The sequence below is a fragment of the Acidiluteibacter sp. genome, assembly GCF_055129545.1.
In genome coordinates this window covers 144,508-166,981 of sequence record NZ_JBSRUB010000026.1, presented here as the reverse complement: position 1 = coordinate 166,981, position 22,474 = coordinate 144,508, and the positions used below count along the sequence as shown (strand labels likewise).

The 22,474-nt window shown below is 35.8% G+C and carries 6 protein-coding genes; 5 read left to right on the top strand and 1 reads right to left on the bottom strand.

What is annotated here, in order from left to right:
- The first annotated feature begins 168 nt into the window (after positions 1 to 168).
- Both ACTB0X_RS13170 and ACTB0X_RS13165 read left to right on the top strand, forming a co-directional pair.
- The gene (locus tag ACTB0X_RS13170) at positions 169 to 3,063 is read left to right on the top strand and encodes a sensor histidine kinase (protein ID WP_463025502.1); all 2,895 of its coding nucleotides are present in this window, start codon (positions 169 to 171) and stop codon (positions 3,061 to 3,063) included.
- A 52-nt stretch (positions 3,064 to 3,115) separates the two neighbouring features.
- Positions 3,116 to 3,856 carry a LytR/AlgR family response regulator transcription factor gene (locus ACTB0X_RS13165; RefSeq protein WP_463025501.1) on the top strand — a complete coding sequence of 247 codons (741 nt, stop codon included), beginning with the start codon at positions 3,116 to 3,118 and terminating at the stop codon, positions 3,854 to 3,856.
- A 51-nt stretch (positions 3,857 to 3,907) separates the two neighbouring features.
- Here ACTB0X_RS13165 and ACTB0X_RS13160 read toward each other — a convergent pair whose 3' ends face one another.
- Positions 3,908 to 9,565 (bottom strand): PKD domain-containing protein, encoded by a 5,658-nt coding sequence (locus ACTB0X_RS13160; RefSeq protein WP_463025500.1) that lies wholly within the window; start codon positions 9,563 to 9,565, stop codon positions 3,908 to 3,910.
- A 268-nt stretch (positions 9,566 to 9,833) separates the two neighbouring features.
- Between ACTB0X_RS13160 and ACTB0X_RS13155 the strand changes: the two genes are divergently transcribed.
- From ACTB0X_RS13155 to ACTB0X_RS13145, 3 genes are all read left to right on the top strand, one after another.
- Complete coding sequence (locus ACTB0X_RS13155) at positions 9,834 to 14,618, top strand: M4 family metallopeptidase (RefSeq protein ID WP_463025499.1); 4,785 nt, start codon at positions 9,834 to 9,836, stop codon at positions 14,616 to 14,618.
- A 391-nt stretch (positions 14,619 to 15,009) separates the two neighbouring features.
- Positions 15,010 to 16,779 (top strand): tetratricopeptide repeat protein, encoded by a 1,770-nt coding sequence (locus ACTB0X_RS13150; protein WP_463025498.1) that lies wholly within the window; start codon positions 15,010 to 15,012, stop codon positions 16,777 to 16,779.
- Between the two features lie 140 nt (positions 16,780 to 16,919).
- Positions 16,920 to 22,460, top strand: a complete 5,541-nt coding sequence (locus tag ACTB0X_RS13145) for an HYR domain-containing protein (RefSeq protein ID WP_463025497.1) — start codon at positions 16,920 to 16,922, stop codon at positions 22,458 to 22,460.
- The last annotated feature ends 14 nt before the right edge of the window (positions 22,461 to 22,474 follow it).

Genomic DNA, 22,474 nt, shown 5'->3' with positions numbered 1-22,474 from the left:
TAACAGATTTCTATATCTTGAAGGTTTGGTCCGTTTTTACTTAAAATAATTGTTTTGCTTAATTTAACCTCATTGCATTTTTATTAAATAGATAAAAAAATGGACATTTTTGAGGTCTTCAGGAGATTCTTCCTTTTACTTGTAATTTTTCTTTGCATCCCTTTAGATTTGAGTTCTCAAACTAACCTTACTCCTGTTTTAAGGAACTATACAACTGAAGATGGTTTACCAAGTACACAGATATATCAAATCAAACAAGACAGCAAAGGCTTTATTTGGTTTGCAACAGATTATGGCATTAGCAGATTTGACGGTAATGAATTTAAGAACTTTAATCTTTCTAATGGTTTATGCACTGCTACTTTATTCGGGACATATGAAGATCATCAAGGACTAATCTGGTTTTATTCCTATTTAGGAGAACTTATTTACTATGATTACCGAGACAATAAAATACATTGTCCTTCTTTTAACAGTGAACTAAAAAAAGTTATTAATGTAGATAATTTATTAAATGGAGTTATTCGGGTAAAGGATACTTTATTTGCTTTTAACTATAGTGGACAGACCTATAAAATTATATTACAGAATGATACTGCTATAACTTTCGATAATACTGAAGAAGCTGTATTAATAAAGTCTTATTCGGAAGGAATAATAAGTGGTTTCAGTAACTCATCTTCAGATGCGAATGGTACATTTATAATTAACGATTTTACTTCAGAGAAGTCAATGAGATTTAAAACTAAAATCAAATTGCCAGATCCAAAATTTAGTTTATCATCAGCTATAAAAACTAAAAAATCTGACTATTTAATAAGTGTTGAAATGCATCTTTTTAGATACAATTTTTCCAATCTGGAATTAGAGGTTTTTCCTTTAGGTTTTGGCACAACGCAAAGTTTGTACGAAGACCAAAGCGGTCTAATTTGGATGGGTACATATAGTGATGGAGTTTATGCTTATGAGTTATCAGATAGCTTAAGATTGATACATCATTTCTTAAAAGGATATACCGTTACAAATATCTTACAAGATAATTTTGGTGGATATTGGTTTTCTACCCAAGATAGAGGGGTATTTTACTCCCCAAATCTATCTACTTTTTATCTAAATGACATGAAGTTGGCTTCTACAACTCGGGAGCTTTTATCAGATGGAAAGTTTATCTATTATTCTACTCGTGATGGAGAAATACATGCACTTAATACTTTTACTTTTGAAAAATTTACACTTTACATAAATGAAGATAAAAGAGAGATAAGAAATATTTATATTTACGATAACACACTAATTTTCAGTGTAAAAAACAAACTTCATAAATTCAAAGGTCCTAAAAGTGTTGGATGTTTTCCGTTTCAGAATAAAATTGAATATATACTAGATAGAGGGGCTAAAAACCTAATTTTAGGTTCCGACTCTGGAAATTATTATATAATTCAAGGTACAATTGATAGTTCAACCACTAAGTTCATTTTTACAAATCCAACTGAAGAAAAAATCAGAAACATTACCCTTTCAGAACTTGGCAACATTTATTTCAGTACTAAAAGTTCTCTATTTCATTATGATTCAAAAACTAAAACTACTTCTACAATACTTATTAAAGGGAAGCAAAAAGAAATTAATGTTACTTCTATTAATACTTGGAAAGGAGATTCTTCATGGGTTACTACCCGAAATAGAGGTGTTCTATTAGTCTATAAAGACTCCATTATAAAAACCTTAGATAATTCAAACGGATTAAATAGAAATGATTTCGATTATGTATTTATAGATTCTAATTTCTTGTATTTATCATCTGATAATGGAATCTATCGCATTGAAAACCCTTACAATATAAATTATAAAGTAGCTTCATTTTCAAAATTAAACGGATTAATATCAAATGATGTATCTAAATGTATTCGTTTAAAAAATAAACTTTATGCTACCACAAATAAAGGATTGTGTGTTATAGATAAATCTATTTTTAGTAAAGTAAAAAGCAAAATTGAGTGTAAAATAATTATGGATGAGCACATCTTATCCCATAAAAATGAGGAGAATCAGTTTGTTCTACCCTATAATTTCGATGATTTTACTATAAATTATCGAGCTATCTCATTTGAAAATGCTTTTAATATCCCTTATCGATACCGATTACAAAGTAATAACGAATGGATTTATTCAGATCAACTACAAGTTACCTATTCTAATTTATCTCCTAATGATTATCATTTCGAAGTACAAGCTGCAGATTTAGATAACAATTGGAGTAAATCAGCTATTTTTCATTTCTCAGTTGAGGCCCCATTCTGGCAGAAACCCTATTTCATCATCTTATTTATATTTACATTGGTATCAATTATACTTTTAATTTATACATTAAGAATTAGAAATATTAAACGGATAAACAACTTAAAAACCGCGCTAATTCTTAATCAGAGTAAAGCTATGAGCGCACAAATGAACCCTCATTTTGTTTTCAATTCCCTTAATTCGATATCAAATAGTATTATGAATAATGATTTGAGAACAAGCGTATTATTCCTGGGAAAAATGGGAAAATTAATGAGAATGGTTTTTGAAAATTCTCAAGAAACATTCATTACAATAACAGAAGAATTGGAGGCTTTGCAAATGTATTTTAGTGTGGAGAAAATAAGGTTAAGGGAAAAGTTAACTTACTCCATTGTCATTGAAGATTCTATTGATCCAGATTCCATCTATATTCCTGCATTATTATTACAACCATTTGCTGAAAATGCTATTTGGCATGGAATTGCCCCAAAGGAAGAAGGAGGTTTAGTTAAAATTAATCTTTCTAAAAAAAATAAATATCTACTAATAAGCATAATAGACAATGGAATAGGCATCAAAAATGAGAATTCAAAATATAACTTTGAACAAAAGTCAGGAATTAATACCACTATAAAAAGAATCGAACTGATTAGAAAAATTTACCATCGAGATATTAATTTTAGCATTGAACCAATTAAGTTAGACAACGAAATCTTCGGGACAAGAGTCTTATTAACCATACCTATTATTACAAGTACTACTACAATTCTTGAAACCTGAAATTAAAACTAAACTTTAAGTTAAAAATCTAAACCAAAAAATATTCTTAAAAATGAGAGCAATTATAATTGACGATGAAATAGATGCAATTGAGAACCTAAAGTCCTTACTCCTTCTTTTCGATCAAAAAATTGAAATTATTGAAATAGCTAGTTCTGCGCAAGAGGCAGTTCGAAAGATTGATAAACACAAACCCAATCTTATCTTTCTCGACATTGAGATGCCAAATGGGAATGGTTTTCAAGTTCTTGAGAAGGTAAATTATAACGATTTTCAAATCATCTTTATCACAGCTTTTAGTCAATATAGCATTAAGGCATTAAGAATGAATGCGCTTGACTATATTATGAAACCAATAGATCCAGAAGATTTAATTTCTGCAATTGAGAAAGCAAAGCTTATGCATCAAAACAAAGAAGCCACTGATTTTAGCCATTTAGTTAAGGGACATCAAACTGGTGTATTTGAAAAGCTAGGACTGCCGACATCAAAAGGTACTAGATATGTCCACTTAGACGATATTGTACGATTTCAAGCAGCAAGTAATTATACCTCAATTTATATAAAAGGTGAGAAACCAATTTTAATTTCAAAAACATTAAAAACCTTTGAAAAAACACTTCAAGGAGGGAATTTTATCCGAGTTCATCAGTCACACCTCGTAAACCTTAAATATATTAATGAGTACAATAGAACAGATGGGAGTTATTTAGTACTGAGTAATGGGGATAAAATTACTGTTAGTAAGGTAAATCGTGCCTCTATTAATAAGGCTTTTAAATCATTTAAATAAAAGGGAGTTGATGAATACATCAACTCCCTTATTTTTATTAGTCAGAATAAACTATTGAACTCTTATCAATTCATTCTTTAAAATACCATCCCCAATACATTGAATCGAATATATTCCTGGCTTTAAAGTTTCTACATTAAGTTTCACAACTTGTCTAGAAAGGACATTCTTCTCTTGATTTATCATTAACCTTCCTGATAAATCAAATAGACGTATTTGATAAGTCCCTTCATTAGGCAAAATAATATTCAACTCATTATTTACTGGGTTGGGATAAAACTTAATATCTGATTGAACAGATGATTCAAAAGTAGCTCTTTTTCTCTCACTTCCACCAATTTCACTTGTTCCACATTCAGGAACATCAAAGCAAACAGTCATCTTACATTTACTTCCATCGCATGAATTAGTCAGAATAACATCAAAACAAATTTGTTGACCCGGAACAAAAGCTAAACCTGTCAGCCAAGATCCTCCAATTATATAATTGCCAGAAGTTAAATGACTTGGTGTTGCATAAATTAATGTTATACCATACGGATTTACAATTGAATAGTTATATGCATCACAAGGATCTCCAAAAGGAACAAAATTCATATTTAAAAGAAAGTTATATTGAACTTTTCCATTAACTACACCACAAGAGACATTGTTAATAAAAGCACTCCCTGAATTACATGGTAAGATATCTCCTCCTGTTGATTCATCGCCACAAGGCTCTACATCATAGCAAACTACATAAGAACATTCTGTTAGGTCACAAGTATTCTTAACAATCACTGTAAAACACACTGTTTGCCCAGGAAAGTATGGCACCCCCGTATTCCAAGTTCCAGAAATTACATTTGATCCTGCAGTTAACTGACCTGGAGAAAGATTCATTATTGCTCCAGAAGGTGTAATAATTGAATAGCTAAAGTTATTACAAGGCGTTCCTGATGGATAATAATCCAATGTCAAAATAAAATTATACTGAGCATTACCAGATTCATCTTGGATACACTCCATATATTCCATGTTTGCATGTCCTTCACATGGATTATTAGGTTCATCACCGCCATCATCACAATTTGTTAAGCTGATATCTGCTTCACAAGAAGTACCATCACATCCATTTAAAGTAACAACGTATAACCTTATAATGTAATTGCCAGGAGTTGTCGTTGTAAATGGCAGAACTGCTCCACTGCCGCTTAAAGAAGCAATCGTATTCCAAGAGCCGCCGGAATATTCTTGCCATTCCCAAGAGAGGAAATCTCCTGTAATTCCTGGAAAAGTGAAGGTGGCTCCATTGTCTATGCAATCAGAATAACAACCACACATGAAACCGCAGAAATCAGGAAGTTCAAATACTTCGCCACTAGCTGAACTACTACATCCATTTGCATCAGTTCCAACGGCATAATAAACCCCTGAACTTGTTGTGGTCATAGAAGTACCAGAAGATCCATTTGTCCAGCTGACAGAATTGAAATTTGAAGGATTCGTTACTGTTAACGTTACTGGTGAGCTCGGACAAGCCGGCGTAGGATTAGTGGTAACGATGGGATCTACAGGCAACGAATGAACAGTAACTGGAAACCCAACTGAAATTTTAGTGCAAGGTGTTGCAGATGTTAACTTTATAGTGTACACGTAATTCCCTATTGGTTCAGTAATATTTAAAGTCGTAGAAGTTTCGCCACTTATTGCACTTCCACCTCTATACCATTGATAAGTATAAGCAGTTCCATAATTACATGAGAGCTGGATTTCCTCCCCATCACAGTATTCATCTTTGCCTTGAATGTAAGGATCAGGAATCTCATCGACTTCGACGATAGCAGGACCAAATTCTCTTTTACATGAATTAACATCTGCAACATAGATGTAATTATTAGAGGTTTGTCCAACCGTAATGTTACTTGCCGTAGCTCCTGTTGTCCACAAATAACTATACCCTGAAGAGCCAGAAGCACTAAAGGTAAGGTTGACTGAGGTTCCCGGGCAAATTGCACCTAAAGGAATTCCAGTAAAGCTACCTCCAATGGTATTTGGATGAACATTTATTTGATTTGCCAAAGGAAGAGTTGAACTTGTGCATCCGTATTCATCTGTGACAGTCAAAACAACATTTTTAGTTTCCATACTAGACCCTGACAATTGATATGTTTTTTCAGGATTTTGTGTTGTAATGGTTGATAAATCCCCAAAATCCCAAGACCATGCTACAATGTCTCCTGTAGATGCATCTGTGAACGTAACTGGAAGGTCTTCACAAACATTTGGAGTAGGGCTCACAGTAAATGCAGCAGCAGCTGGATAAGGCATTGTGAAACTTTCTACGATTCTGCATTTTGCATTGATCGTTTGTCCATTCCAAGTATAATTTCTATTTACGAATAATCGAATGCTGTAAGTAACACCAGGTGTCAAGCCAGTTATATTTGTTACATCTTGCGTGTTGTAGGTTGGTCCTACTTGTGAGGCTCCATTAAAAATTTTCCATTGATGATTCCACAGTGACAATGGGCCGTGAACAACATTTGATGTATTTATTAAGTCGATGTTTAATGCATTGCTAACACAGTGTATGTTAATGTCCATATCAGATTGAACAGGAACTAATACATCTTGCGTAAAGGTTTTACCACAATCGCCTGCTTGGTAATTAGTGATTAAGCTCACGGGATATATTCCACTTGCGGGAAATGTAAAAGTTGGATTTGGTCCAGTTAACGTAGCAATATTGGCAATTTGCCAAACATAGTTAGAAGGTGTTGGAGTTCCAAAAGAAATAGCATTAAAATCTAGGTCGGTACACGAGTTAATAACATGCACAGTACTGTCAAATTCAAAATATCCTGGAACGGGATTACAGCCTGGTCCACTTCCGCCTCCCGAACAATTATCAACAACCTTTACTATGTTTGTTCGAGAGCTACAACCATTTGCATCTGTTATAATAACTGACCAAGATCCCGCATCAGTTGGATTAGGTCCAATTGAATAAATATTATTTGGGCTAAATGTTGTAGCCGCAAGTGTGCTATTATTATACCATTGATAAGTATATGGAGGAACCCCTTGCACACTTACCGTAAAGTCGACTCTACTTTGTGAAATACAATTGATATTCCCTTGGTAAGATAAATTGGCAACTGGAGCTGGATTTACTACAACATTGTAACTAGCTACAGCAATACCACTGCAACCTGAAACAGCACCTTCCACAATAAGGACAAAAGATCCATTTTGATTGAAGGTATAATTCACAGGTGTGCCAGTTCCTGATGCAATCACTGAATTGTTTATTGAATTCTTTATGTTCCATGTAAATATTCCACTTAAAGAAGTGCTCCATGTTCCAGCTGTTCCTTCACAAATTGTTGACGGACCGCTAATCGTGAATGGTGTTGGTGGAGTTACAGTTACACCATAAGTAACAGCAGATCCTGTTGAGGTACACACTTTAGGAACTACTGAAATAGTAGCACCTCCAGTAGTATTGTTCCAAATGACACCTATTTGGTCTGTTCCTTGTCCTGATACGACACTTCCTGCTGTCGCTGGTGATATGCTCCAAGTATAATTATCAAAATAATTGGGAGAAGCAGAATAAACCTCCGGAAGCATAGCACTTGTATTCGCACAAACAGAGGTTGGACCAGAAATAGTAGTTGGAGCCAATGATTTAGTTATAATTGAAAGTGAATCGGGAAACGACTCACAATCGTTTTCTTTTGAAACTTGATATAATTTAATCCATTTGGCACCTGCTGACCAATTTACAGTAACACTATTCCCATTTGAAGTCGTCGTTGTTGAATTGTTTAAGACTTCCCATTTCAAATAATAATTTGGTGAAGTTGGCGCTGAAGTATATATATAACTTTCTCCATCACAAATTTGCACTAATCCATTAATTACCGTTGGAGCTGGAGGTGATGGAATAACATTGATTCCATGGACTGCATACTCATTACAATATTCTCTTGGGAGAGCGTCGTATGCAATAACCGTATAGTTCCCCGCTAATAAGGTACTAGGAATTACAAAAGTAGATCCTCCATTTTGCGAGGTACCTGCAGCCGTTAACTGATTTCCGCTATTGTCTTTAATGATCCAGTTGAGGTTGCCTCCATTTGCATCTGTTATAATAGTAGTGGATCCTTCACATATTTTATCAGCACCAATGATCTCAAAAGGTGTAAGAACTTGTACATCGAAACTATTCGAAATACCCGTGCAACCTAAGTAAGTATTGGTATAGCTAACTGACAAGGTGTAAGTACCCGCATTTGGAAATGAGTACCAAATAGAATTTCCCGTTTCACCAATTGGATTGCCGTTTATTTGCCAATCATAAGTAGTTCCAGGAAAGCATTGTACACTAAAATGTTCATCTTCGTCAACACATAAAATATTTTTTCCAGAAAGATTTATAGTTGAAGGAATAATTGGAATATCAACGTTTGTAAATTGAGAACAAACACCGGGACATCCTGATATCCTCAAAGAAATAGTACCAATAGGCCCCGAAGACCAATCCACAGAAATAGAGGTAACTCCAACCGCAGTATGCATGTTTGTTGGCGTTATTGGGTTTCCATTTGCTTCTACAATTTGTCCGTTTCCTGAAACAACCCATTCATATGTTCCATTTTGACATGCACCATTAGGTAAAATGGCATTATAACTGAAAGTTCCATTTTCACAAAGTGCATTCGTACAGACTATATCAGGACCCGGTAATTCAATTACATTAACTCTTATAAAAGACTCGTCAATACAATGACATTCATTCTCAGCAGTTAACTTAACTAAGTAACTCCCTGGGGTGTTGTAGGTCGCACAGTCATTTGCAAGTAAAGAAGTTGTTCCATTGCCAAAATCCCATGAATATAAGCTTTCTCCTGTAGCATCTTCCCCGAAACAAACTTGATCTCCCATGCATATATCTATTGATGGTATAGGGCCAGAAGTAACAGAATACACAGATCCACTTGCATTATTTACATGAAATAAAGACCTCGGTTTAGCAACTATTTCAATACAAATGGTCTCTGTTGTTGAACAACCTTGAGGAGTTGTTTCTGTTAACGTGATGCTAGCTTGTCCGGGACTTCCCCAAGTGACAGTTGCTTGATTCGTTGAGCTATTAGAAATCCCTGTAAAATTACCTGCAACTGTCCATTGATAGGAATTCCCTGCAACTAAGGGCGTAGTATAGGTCACTGCCATTCCCTCGCAAACGGTATGACAGGGGGATAAGGAATCTTTTTCCATGAAAAGCGGTATATCTCCCTTTCGGTCATCTGGTACTATACAATCGCTGTCAAAGTCAGAAGTAATTTGTGGACTAGGTGTTCCATTTATGGTTACACCCAATGTATGTTGAGAAATTAAAGTTCCACTGTTGTATACTTTTAATTCAATAAAGTCTGATCCACCCACTTGACCCCAAGTAACCACATTTGTATTAGAGTTGGTTATGAAACTGTTACCAGAAGATACAGTCCAAACATAGGTATTACTAGAGACCGGAGCTGAATAGGTCTTTACATCTCCTTCACAAACATTAGTTGACCCTGTTATTGGAAATAACGGAGTTATAGAATATACTACTTGTGGAAGAAGGTTAATAAATAACAAGAGTAGCAAGGGGGTAAAAAGTTTTCTGCAAGAAATAATTCTTTGAAAACCTGAGCGATAACTTGATTTTTTCATAATATTTTAATTTTACGGTTTTATCCTAAGTTCCTTGTTAAAGGAAATCATGAAAAGCACTATTTAGTATTTAGGAATGAATCGTTAGTATCTAGACATTATATTTGATTATTTTAAATATTCCTACAAATCAACAAGTTAATATCAAAAAAGTGGAAACTCAAAAAAATAGCCCTCTTACTAATTAATTGAGCCCAAATACTAATTTCAATAGTAAAAAATCAAACTGGCTAAGTAAAATTTGTTAGCTAACTTAAATCTCAATACCATGAAAGTAAAATCATTATTACTTGCTCTACTCTCTACAAGTCTACTTTTTGGACAAGAGCAATCCAAATTGGAAGATTCCTTTTGGAATGAAAAAATGCAAGAAATTGCCAAGCCCGAAAGTAAAGAGGGAGTCGTAAAGCTAAAAAGAAACCTATTTAGTAACCATGAAAGTTTTTTTATAAATAATAAAAAGGCTTTCAGGCTCTCCGAAAAAGATCAAATGGAATATATTTCAACGATGGATTACAAAAAGGGTATTAAGGTTCATAGGTATCAACAATTGTTTAATAATATTCAAGTAGAAGGCAATCAAATGGTTATATTCGAGAAGGAAGGAGAAATTCGATATGTCCTTGGCAAACTAGCAAACGGGTTAGAATTTGAACCAGAGAGCAACTCTATCTCTAAAGAATCAGTTCAAAGTATTGCATTAAAATACTTAAAAGAAAAAGAAATCTTTGAAACTAATTATAAGACTATCTCTCCAAACTTAAACTTAAAGTTTATTAAAAAAAATAACATTTCTTATGAATTAGTCTATGAACTTACGGCTTCCTCAAGCCAAATTGGGCAACCAGATATTTTATTATACATAGATGCTTCCGACGGTAAAGTGGTTAAAGAAAAAGTGATGACTTATCAATGTAATTGTTGCACAGGTAGCACTAATACATTATATAATGGGCCACAAAACATAACTACCCATGAATACGGTGGACTATTTAATGATTTTGAATTATTAGATAATTGCAGGGGAAATGGCATTGAGACTAGATTTTTCAAGATAATTCCGCCTTTTCCTGGTTTTTACGACAAAGTGCGTGACCCCAATAATACTTATGTCAATAATGATAAAGATAAAGCGGCTGGATCTGCTCATTGGGCTGCACAACAGACTTATGATTATTTTCTTAATAATCATGGTCTTAATAGTTATAATGACCAAGGGGCTAAAATCAATATCCGAACAAATATTGGAAGCGATGGAGCATTCACTAAAAGTATATCTGGAGAAATATTTTTTGAGTTTGGAAAGGGAGGGTTTGGTCAAGCGAATGACGACATTGTTTCTTTGGATGTTGTTGGACATGAATTTGCGCATGGCATTATGATAAACTCTTCTCAACTCCCAAATAATAATGAAGGAGGGGCGCTTGGCGAATCATTTGCTGATATATTTGGTACTATGGTAGAATTTTTTGGGCAAAATGAAACAGGAGATTATTTACTTGGTGAAGATTTTCATATCCAAGATGGATTTAGAAGAAGTATGGCCGACCCTGATGCTAAAAATGAAACAACTTCAGTATCTGGATGTCCAAATGGGATTTACAACTACGATCAGGCTGATACTTACTTGGGAAACAATTGGCTCGATTTTAATTCATTTCCTAACTGTGATCAAGGTGGGGTGCATTTGAATGGAGGACCTCAAAACTATTGGTTTTTTCTTTTAGCCGAGGGAGGTACAGGCACTAACGATAATAACGTTGCATATAATGTGCAAAGCATCGGCAGAACCGATGCAGCAGATATTGCATTTTTGGATATGATAAGTTTAACTCCAAATTCCATTTATCCAGATTCAAGAGAAATGTCAATTGCTGCTGCAGAGTTACTTTTTGGCGATTGCTCCAATCAAGTAGTTCAAGTAATCGAAGCATGGAATGCTGTTGGAGTAACTTCTAATGCGGCACTAAATTCTCCTGACCCAAATTTTACAGCTCCTGCTTCAGCCTGTGTAGGAACTAGTTTTACCCTTAATCCAACCGTTACAACAGGAGTTAGCCATAGATGGTGGTTTTATCCTACTGGAGGAAGTCAAGGAAGTCCAAATACGACAACTGCTCCAACTTTTATAGCAAATACCAGTGGGAACTATCAAATAGAACATGAAATGACAACTTCGTGTGGTGTTTTTACAATGACTCAAAACATAGTAGTAAATTCTGTTCCAAATGTTTCCGTATCAAATAAATATTTTTGTGAAACAAATACCGCAGGAGATTTGAACTACAATCCAACAGGAGGAACTATGTTTGGAACAGGAGTGGTTTTGCAAAACGGAGCTTGGAAGTTTAATGCTAGTGTTGCAGGTGTAGGAACACATCAAATAACTTATTACTATAGTTCTGGAGGGTGCTCAGGTGTTGATTATGCTACAATTACTGTAGATCAGAATGTGACTGCCCAGATTGTTAATTTTGAACAATTTTATTGTGAGTCTGATAATAATGTGCCTTTAGTCGGCAATGTTACAAATGGAACTTGGTTTGGGAATGGAGTCAGCGGTATTAATGGGAACTACGTATTTGACCCGACTAATAATGCTGGGGCAAATGTAATACAGTATAGCGTATTAAGTTCAAATTATCAATGCTCTGCAACAGATCAGATCACATTTTATGTTGACGATCCCATAACCTTTGCTCCTTCAATTCCTTTTCCTAATGCATGTGCAGGAGCGAACGAATGTTTCTCAGCAAATCCAAACAACAGTTATTCTCATAACCCAACTTATTCATGGAATTTTGCCAACGGAACAACATCAAATAATCCAATTCAATGTACTCAATTTACAGCTGGAAATTACGCCATACAACTATCAGGAACAAATGAATGTGGAGTTACGAATGTACCCTTGAGTTTGTCAGTTGTTGCACCATTTGCTGGTTTTAGCATCACAACTCCTGATCCAATTTGTGGCAATATTACTTTACAAACCAATTATGCAGGTTCAAGCCCTATTAGCTGGTCAGGCAATGGAGTAAACGCAAATACAGGAGTGCTGAGTAACCCTTCTTCTGATGTGGTCAGCAGAACTATTACTGCAACTATAGAAAATGCTTGCCAGGTAAATACAACCAAAACTTTTAATAACCACTATAAGAAGAAGGATATCACTCCTGACTTATTTTGTTATTATGACGGAATCACCCAACTAGAAGCAGACATTGCGCCGGGTTCATGGTCGTCATTACCATTTACAACTGCATTGAACACTTCTACCGGAGAATTTGATCCTTCATTGGCATCTACGGGTACTTATTCGATAACTCACCAAAGTGTATGCAATAAAACCAATGATATCGTTATACTTCCAGGAGGTCCTTCAGGAACGGAAGTTTGGCCAAAACAGATTGATGACCTTGGTGCCGGAAATGAATCGGGAAGAGGAATTGCTAGAGCTTCTGACGGGTCGTATTATTTAGTGGGATTATTCTCAGGTTCAATCAAAGTGGAACCTTCTGAGCCAACCTTAGTATCCAATGGAGGTACTGATATTTATGTTGCAAAATATAACGAATGCGGAATTGTATGGTCTAAATCATTTGGAAGTACGGCCAATGATTTAAATCCTCAAATTGCAATTGATCATGGCGTGCAGGAAGAGTTCTTATACCTTTCAGGTACGATTGCTGGAAATACCACTATTCCAGGAGCTTGTTTAACATGCAGTTTAACTCCTACCACTGCGGAAAAAGGCTTCGTGGCCAAAATGGATGCCGATGGAGTTGGGATTTGGGCAACCATACCTGCGAATAATGCAGGAGAGCGAAATAACATTAAAGGGATAGATGCTTTTGGTGGAAAAATCGTTACGACTGGAAATTTTGAAGGCGTAATTACCTTAACGTCAAATAACTTACATTATCCTGCTCTAGGAGGTCCGAATGACAGAGATATTCATGCAATCGGTATAGAAGACAATGGGTCAAGCTATGGATCAATGCTATTGAATGGAATAGGCAGTTCCAATATAGACGATGGAAAGGCGATTGCTATTGATATAGGTAGCCAAGAGATTTTCATTACAGGTTATGCAACTTCCGCTGATATGGACGCAAATTTTATTACTTCATTTTCAAATGGAAAAGATGTGTTTGTAGGTTCTTTAAAACAAAATTTTACTTGGAATTGGTCAATGTTACTTGGAGGTGACGCAGATGACGAAGGAAATGGCATTGATGTCGATAACAATTTGATCATTACTGGCATAATGGTAGGAGATATTGAAATGGCCGGAGGAATCCCAGATCAAACAAATAATAATTCGCAAGATGCCTTTATTTTGGGTTTGCAACCTAGTGGACAATATATGTGGCACCAACTTATCGGAAGTGAGTATGATTTAGATAGAGGAGCTGATGTAAGTATTCTAAACCAGCAAGTAACCATGATTGGAGAGTTTTCTGGAATAGCCAGTCTTGGCAATGGAGGAAGTAATGCTATAAATAATTTAATGTCTTCCACTTCAGGTACAGATCGAGATATCTTTTTAATGACTTTTAATACGTATTCCGGGGGAATGAGTTTTGTTAAACCTATTAGGGGACCGTCATCCGACGATTTTGGACATGCAATTAGTTCAGTTCAAGATGTACAACACTATTTTGCGACAGGAGACTTTACATCAGAGCTTGAAATTGGTATTTCACCAAATGCAGGAATAGATATGTATGCATTACGTTATGATCCTCAGCAAGCAAGTGTATTCTTTAAAAAGAAAGGAAATCAGAAAGATGAAAATCTTTCTAGCTTGTCCAAGATAAAGGCTTACCCTAATCCGTTCAAGGATATAATCACTGTTGAGACAATTCACGAAGTTGAATCGTCAATAGAAATTATTGATATTACAGGTAAATTGATTTACAGTGAAGGAAATATTAAAGCAGGAGAATCTAAAATTGAGTTTGATTTCAGTGCATTTACTCCAGGTGTATACATCATAAAGTCAGCTACACCTAAAGATATAGAAGTCTTAAAAGTCATTAAACGCTAATACAATAAAGCTATGATTTAAGGAAAGCCCTGCCTATTAATTTAGACGGGGCTTTTTTTAGCTAAGTGAAAAGCAAGTAAGGCCTTAGTTATTTTAAAAAAATATAATTTAACCACTTCATAAAAAATTTATTTTAAAGCTCTTCATGACTTTTAAAACGATATTTTAGAATGAAAGATTTTCATAAAATTTGTCATCTAAATTAAAATTTTAAAAAAAATAATAAATAAAAAAACACTTCGTTTAGAAAGAGTGCTTTATTCCTTCCCCTCTAACCGTCAAGTGTTAATCCCAGCAGTTTCCTAAACCTTGAAGGTTTTGTCCGTTTTCACTTAAAATAATTGTTTTGCTTAATTTGCACTCCTGTTTAAGTATTCAATTCATCCCCAATATGGATTCCTCTTTAGTTAAAAAAAGCTTTCTACCTCAACTACTAATCTTTATCGTTTATTTTTTCAATCCTTCCCTTTCTTCTGCGCAAGAAAATAAAGAAGATTCAATTTGTAGAGAATGTTTCAACTCTGCTCGAAAATACTTCTATAAAAATCACGATTCAGCGTTCTATTTTTCTCAACTCATTGAAAAAAGGGCCAAAGAAATCAATAATAAAAAATGCTTGGCCATTGCCCTCACTTCATACGGAACCATCTACAGAAATTCAGGAGAATATAAAAAGGCCCTAAGTGCGTTTGATAGTAGTTTAACCCTTTTCAAACAATTAAAGGACAGCATATGGGAAGCAAGAACCACATTAATGATTGGTTCTGTATACAGTGAAAAAGGAGATTACTTGAAAAGCATCGAATTGTTGATGGAATCTTCTAGAAAATATGAAGGATTGAATGACGAATGGAGTGTTCGCAGTAGATCCAGAGTGAAGAATCATATTGGAGTGGCCTATTATGAGCTCGGCGATAAAGAAAATGCACTCGTGTATTTTAAGGAATCATTGGCCGATTCTGAAAGTCTATTGGATACTTCTAGTTTCATTAGTCCATTGAGTAACATTGGAATGATCTATGACGATTTGGGCAACTACAATGAAGCCCTGAAATATTATGAGCTAGCTAGAGCAATAGCCGTCAAAACAAACAATTACTTAAATGAAGCTCAAATTGTAGGCAATATTGGATTCGCCTATTTCCAGTTGGGCGACTATGAGAAGTCCATCCAAAATCGATCGAAGGCTTTAAAAATGGTCAAAGAATTGAATCAACCCGGTGAAATAACCCGACAATACATAGGCATAGCAAAAAGTAGTTTCAGGTTAAAAGAGTTCAACAAAGCACTCCTTTATGCAGACAGCAGTTACACATTGGCTAAACACATTCAAGCAAAGGACCAAATCAAAGAAGCGTTGGAGTTAAAAATTGAGCTACAATTGGCATTAAATAATATAGATTCTTCTATTCCATTGTTTCAAGAGTTAATCCTATACAAAGACAGTTTGCTGACTCAGGAAAAGGTAAAGCAAATTGCTGCTTTGCAGGTTGAGTTTGAAACAGAAAAGAAGGAATTAAAAATTGAAAATCAAGAAAAAGAATTGTTACTCTTATCCAAGGAAAAGCAACTGCAAAAGCTTTATTATATTGGGTTTTCGGCCATTTTTATTTTGGTTTGCCTGTTTTTATTTTTGTTGTATAACCGACAAAAGTTAAAAGCCAAGAATGCTGAAATGAAAGAAAAATTAATCCAGCAAGATTTGGTTCAGTCAGAACTGAAGAATACTCAATTGGAACAGGACATAGCGGTTCACCAGCAGGAAATTGCAGCCATTACCCTTTCTATGATTCGCAAGAATGAACAACTTGACAAGCTAAAAGCACAATTCTCAAAATTAGATCAGAACGATACCAAAGCCATTGAACTGAATCGACAAATGAGGGAAAATGAAATTGCAGACATCGATTGGAACCATTTCAATGCTCACTTCTCCAAAATTCATCCTGAGTTTTACGACAATTTACTGGAAACAAATGGCACTATCACTCAAAGTGAGTTGCGCACTGCAGCATTAATAAAAATGAATTTATCGAATCGAGAAATTGCCAGTATTTCAGGAGTTAATGTCCGATCTGTGGATCAGACAAAATACCGCTTGAAGAAGAAAATTGCTCAAGAATCTGAAAGTAGTCTTGTAGAATTCATCCGATCAATATAGAAGAAATCTACACATAGACATTCGTTTAAGTGTTTGTATTCAATAAAATAACGCCCTGTAGACATATTGTAGACACTGAAAAAGTAGATTACTCAAAATTTATCCAGAGTTTTGATTTCAGAAACTGAATTCTAAATTCTATGAAAAAAGTCACACTGTTTTGTTTTTTGGTATTGAATGTAATTGTCTCAAGCGCTCAATTAAATGCTGATTTTTCGTTAACCCCTACTATGGGATGTTCCGTACCTCACACCGTCTTTTTCACGGATCAATCTACCACGCCAGACACTTGGCTATGGAACTTTGGAGATGGGAGTACTAGTAGGGCTCAGAACCCCATCCATACTTATACTTCTGCAGGAACCTTTAACGTAAGCTTAACCATCACGGATACTGTCGTAGGTGGATCAAGCAATAAAACAATCATCATGGCAGTAGTCGTTGAAGCACCTACTGCTGACTTTAGTGCATCTCCCCAATTTGGATGTGGGCCGCTAACAGTAAACTTTACCAATGCTTCCACATCAGCGGTAAGCTATTTATGGAATTTTGGCGATGGAACTACATCCACATTGCTGAGTCCATCTCATACCTATGACAAATCCGGGCTTTACTCGATTTCCTTAAAAATTACTACTGCAAACGGTTGCACGAACACTAGGACTAAAAGCAACTATATACAAGTCTTTGGACCTGGTGTAAATTTTGGTTTGTCCAGCACTTCACCAACTAGCCCTCCTTATACCTTTAACTTTAAAGATTCAACTATTTTTTCATCTCCTCCTGCTTCTTGGTTTTGGAAATTTGGTGATGGAAATACTTCAACTCTTCAAAACCCAACTCATACCTATACTACAACAGACACATTTGATGTATCACTAAAAGTCATCGATTTTGATGGTTGTTCCAGAACTTTTACAAGACCAAATTTTGTGATCACAAAACTTTTTAATGCAACCGCAGCCCAAACATCTGCAATCTCCTGTAATGGAAATAGTGATGGTGCTGTTACTGTTTCTCCTTCATTAGGAACTGCACCTTATAGCTACAGTTGGTCAAATGGAGCTACTACAGCTTTAAATAGTGGATTATCAGCAGGTACTTATACCGTAACTGTAACAGATGCTAACTCTAATTTTGTCACCTCATCTTTACAAATTGTAGACCCCATAGCAGATAACCCCAATTTCTCTTATTCTGCTGCTGCATTTTGTAAAAATGAAAGCAATCCCACACCAACAATTGCTGGAACAACAGGAGGCATTTTCAAAAGTACTGCAGGTTTGTCCATAGACTCTACTACTGGCGCAATAGATTTATCATTATCCACTATTGGAACCTACAATGTGACCTACACAACATCGAGCCTATGCCCAGAGTCTTCTAGTGTTTCTATAACAATAAACCCAATTCCACAGGTTGTTTTAACTGGCCCTCTAGGAGCATGTCTATCTAGCACCGTGACTTTAACCGCAACAACAGATGCAACAGGATACAACTTTGACTTTATAGATCATTCTTTAGCATCCTTAGGTTCCGGAACAATCTCAGGCGCAAACTCTAACATTACTATCACTTTACCTTCAAGCCCCGGCAATTATACCTATAAAGTGAAAGTACTTAATGTGTCTACATCATGCCTTACTACTGAATCAATCACTATAAATGTTGCTAATCCTGATGATGCAAGCTTTGGTTTTGGAGCATCTTCCTATTGTAATAATGAACCCAACCCTATTCCAACTATTTCGGGAACTACAGGGGGATCATTTTCAAGCTCTGTAGGTTTAAACATTAATTCAACTACAGGTATAATTGACTTGCCAACCTCAACCGTTGGAAGCTATTTGGTAAAATATGTCACTAACGGTTCTTGTCCTGACAGTTCTGATGTTAACTTTACAGTTAAGAGCATCAGTGATTCAACCCTAACAATTTCAAGTTGCGATAGCTACACATGGCCTCAGAATGGAATTACCTATTTCAATTCCGGTCAATTTTTAGACACCATTCCTTCAACTTTAGGTTGTGATTCAATTGTTACACTTGATTTGACCATTAATAGCGTGAATAGCTCTATTACGATTGATTCAAATGAATCTTGTATTGGAGCATATGATGGGATGCTAACAGCAGTTGCCACTGGAGGAACCTCACCCTATACCTACTCTTGGTCAAATAGTGCTCCTAGTTCAGTTATTTTGGGAATTACATCTGCTACCTATACAGTTGGAATTACCGATGCGAATGGTTGCACAAGCTCCAGTTCAGCTACAATAATTGTTTTAGATACGATTAAACCAAAAGTAGTTACTCAGAATGTTTTAGTCTATTTAGATGCTACAGGAAATACAACAATAACTCCCTCAATAATCGATAATGGAAGTTCTGATGCTTGTGGTGCACCTACTTTGAGTTTGAGAAAAGGCACTTTTAATTGTAGCGAAGTTGGTGTAAATACGATTCAATTAATTGCAACAGACGTCAACGGAAATATTGATTCTGCAACTGCGACTGTTACAGTCATCGATACTATTCGACCAACTGTAATTACTCATAACAAAACGATTTATTTAGATGCTTCTGGTGCAGCAACCATCACCTCGTCAGATATAGACAATGGAAGCACAGATATTTGTGGAACTCCAACTTTGTCTTTAAATAAAAGTAGTTTTTCTTGTGCTGATGTTGGAACAAACACTGTTCAATTAATCGCCTTGGATGCAAACAACAACCTAGATTCTGCTAGTGCAATTGTTACTGTAATAGATTCTATTAAACCAACCATCATTACGCAAAACATTACTGTTTATCTAAATGCAACAGGAAATTCAACTATCACTACTTCTGATATTGACAATGGGAGTAATGATGCTTGTGGCGCTGTGGTTTTAAGCCTCGATTCAACTTCATTTAATTGTTCTGAAGTTGGAATTAACACAGTGACTTTAACCGGAATTGATGTCAATGGAAATACTTCGACAAACATGGCGACTGTCACTGTGATAGACTCTATCAAACCAACAGTCATGACACAGAATATCACAGTATATTTAGATGCAACTGGGAATGTAACAATTACACCAGCTGCTATAAACAATGGAAGTTCTGATATATGTGGAACTCCTACTTTAAGTTTGAGAAAAAACACTTTTAATTGCAGTGAAGTCGGAGCCAACACCATCCAATTGATTGCAACAGATATCAACGGGAACATTGATTCAACAGTAGCGATTGTTACAGTTGTAGATACCATTCGACCTACTGTCATTACTCAGAACAAAACAATTTATTTAGATGCTTCTGGTGCAGCAACCATCACCCCGTCAGATATAGACAATGGAAGCACAGATATTTGTGGAACTCCAACGTTGTCTTTAAATAAGAGTAGTTTTTCTTGTGCTGATGTTGGAACCAAGACCATTCAATTAATCGCCTTGGACGCAAACAACAACCTAGATTCTGCTAGTGCAATTATTACTGTAATAGACACTATTAAACCAACCATCATCACGCAAAACATCAACCTATATTTAGATGCCTCCGGAAATGCGACTATTATTCCAGCAGATATAGACAATGGCAGCTCTGACATTTGTGGTGCTGTGATTTTAAGCCTCGATTCAACTTCATTTGATTGTTCTGAAGTTGGAATCAACACCGTGACTTTAACCGGAATTGATGTCAATGGAAATACTTCGACAAACACGGCGACTGTCTCTGTGATAGACTCTATCAAACCAACAGTCATAACACAGAACATCACAGTATATTTAGATGCAACTGGGAATGTAACAATTACACCAGCTGCTATAAACAATGGAAGTTCTGATATTTGTGGAACTCCTACTTTAAGTTTGAGAAAAAACACTTTTAATTGCAGTGAAGTTGGAGCTAATTCGATCCAATTAATTGCAACAGATATCAACGGAAACATTGATTCAACAGGAGCAATTGTTACAGTTGTTGATACCATTCGACCTACTGTCATTACTCAGAACAAAACAATTTATTTAGATGCTACTGGTGCAGCAACCATCACCTCGTCAGATATAGATAATGGAAGCACAGACATTTGTGGAAATCCAACGTTGAGTTTGAGTAAAAGCTCCTTCTCTTGCGCTGATGTTGGAACCAATACCATTCAACTCATTGCAGTTGATGCCAACAATAACATTGACTCTTCTAGTGCTATTGTAACTGTTCTGGATACTATTAAGCCAACAATCATCACCCAGAATGTTTCGGTTTATTTAAATGCGTTAGGAAGTGCAACTGTTTCCGCAACCGACATAGATAATGGTAGCTCTGATATTTGTGGAGCAGTTACGCTAAGTCTTGATTCTACTTTATTTGATTGTGCTGAAGTTGGAATTAACACCGTTACCTTAACAGGAATTGATGTCAATGGAAACACCTCAACAAACTCTGCTACCGTAAGTGTATTCGATACAATTCGTCCATTGATAATGAATTGCCCTTCACCAATTATTCAAACTGCAGATGCAGGAAATTGTAGCGCAGTAGTTTCATGGACAGCTCCAACCGCTCAAGACAATTGTGGAATCGATTCAATAATTTCTAGCCATAATCCAAATGATGTTTTTACATCAGGAACGACAACTGTCACCTATATTGCTTATGATGAATCGTTAAATACAGACACTTGCTCATTTACCATCACCATTACTAATACTGAAAAGCCTGTAATTACCAATTTACCTGCCGATACTGTTCTCAACAATGAGACAGGAACTTGTGGCGCTGTATATATTTGGTCAACCGTAACTGCTAACGATAATTGCCTATTAGATTCATTGGTTGGTAGCCATACTTCAGGTGATGTATTTCCGGTAGGAACAACAACGGTTACTTATACGGCTTATGACAATGCGCTTAACACATTCAGTGCTAGCTTTACGGTTACAGTTAATGATACGGAGGTACCAACGATTGTTTGTCCATCAAACATCAGCCAATGTGATTCCATTGTGTCGTGGACCTCTCCAGTGGGATTAGACAATTGTGCAGGATCCATCACCAACAGAAACGACGGATTTAATTTATTCTCCGGAGATCAATTCCCAAAAGGAATAACAACCATTTCTTACCAAGTAATGGATGCTGCAAACAATCAGGCAACCTGCTCATTCGATGTGGAAGTCTATACTCCACCAACAGCCAATGCAGGCCCAGACTTATCAACACGCGACATTGAACCCATTCAAATATTGGCCAATACTACAAATGCAAATCAAATTTATTGGTCACCTTCTACAGGATTATCTGATCCTACAAAAGAGCAACCTTTTGCTAACCCTAGACAAAACACTACATATACTCTTCGTGTGGTTAGTTCAGATGGTTGTGAAGTTTCAGATGATGTGGAAATAATAGTTGAGTTGGTCACTCAACTTGAGGCTACCACCTTGTTCACTCCCAATGGCGATGGAAGAAATGATCGCTGGGTAGTGAACAAGCCTGAACTCATCACTGGATGCCAACTAGTGATCTTCAACAGAAATGGAACTGAAGTTTATTCCACCAATAACTACAACAATGAATGGGATGGAACCATTCGAGGAGAAGAGCTCCCGGAAGGAACCTATTACTATGTATTTAGCTGCGATGGCAGTCGCCAATACAAAGGACCAATAACCATACTAAGAGAAAGAAGATAACTCCAAAAAACAAT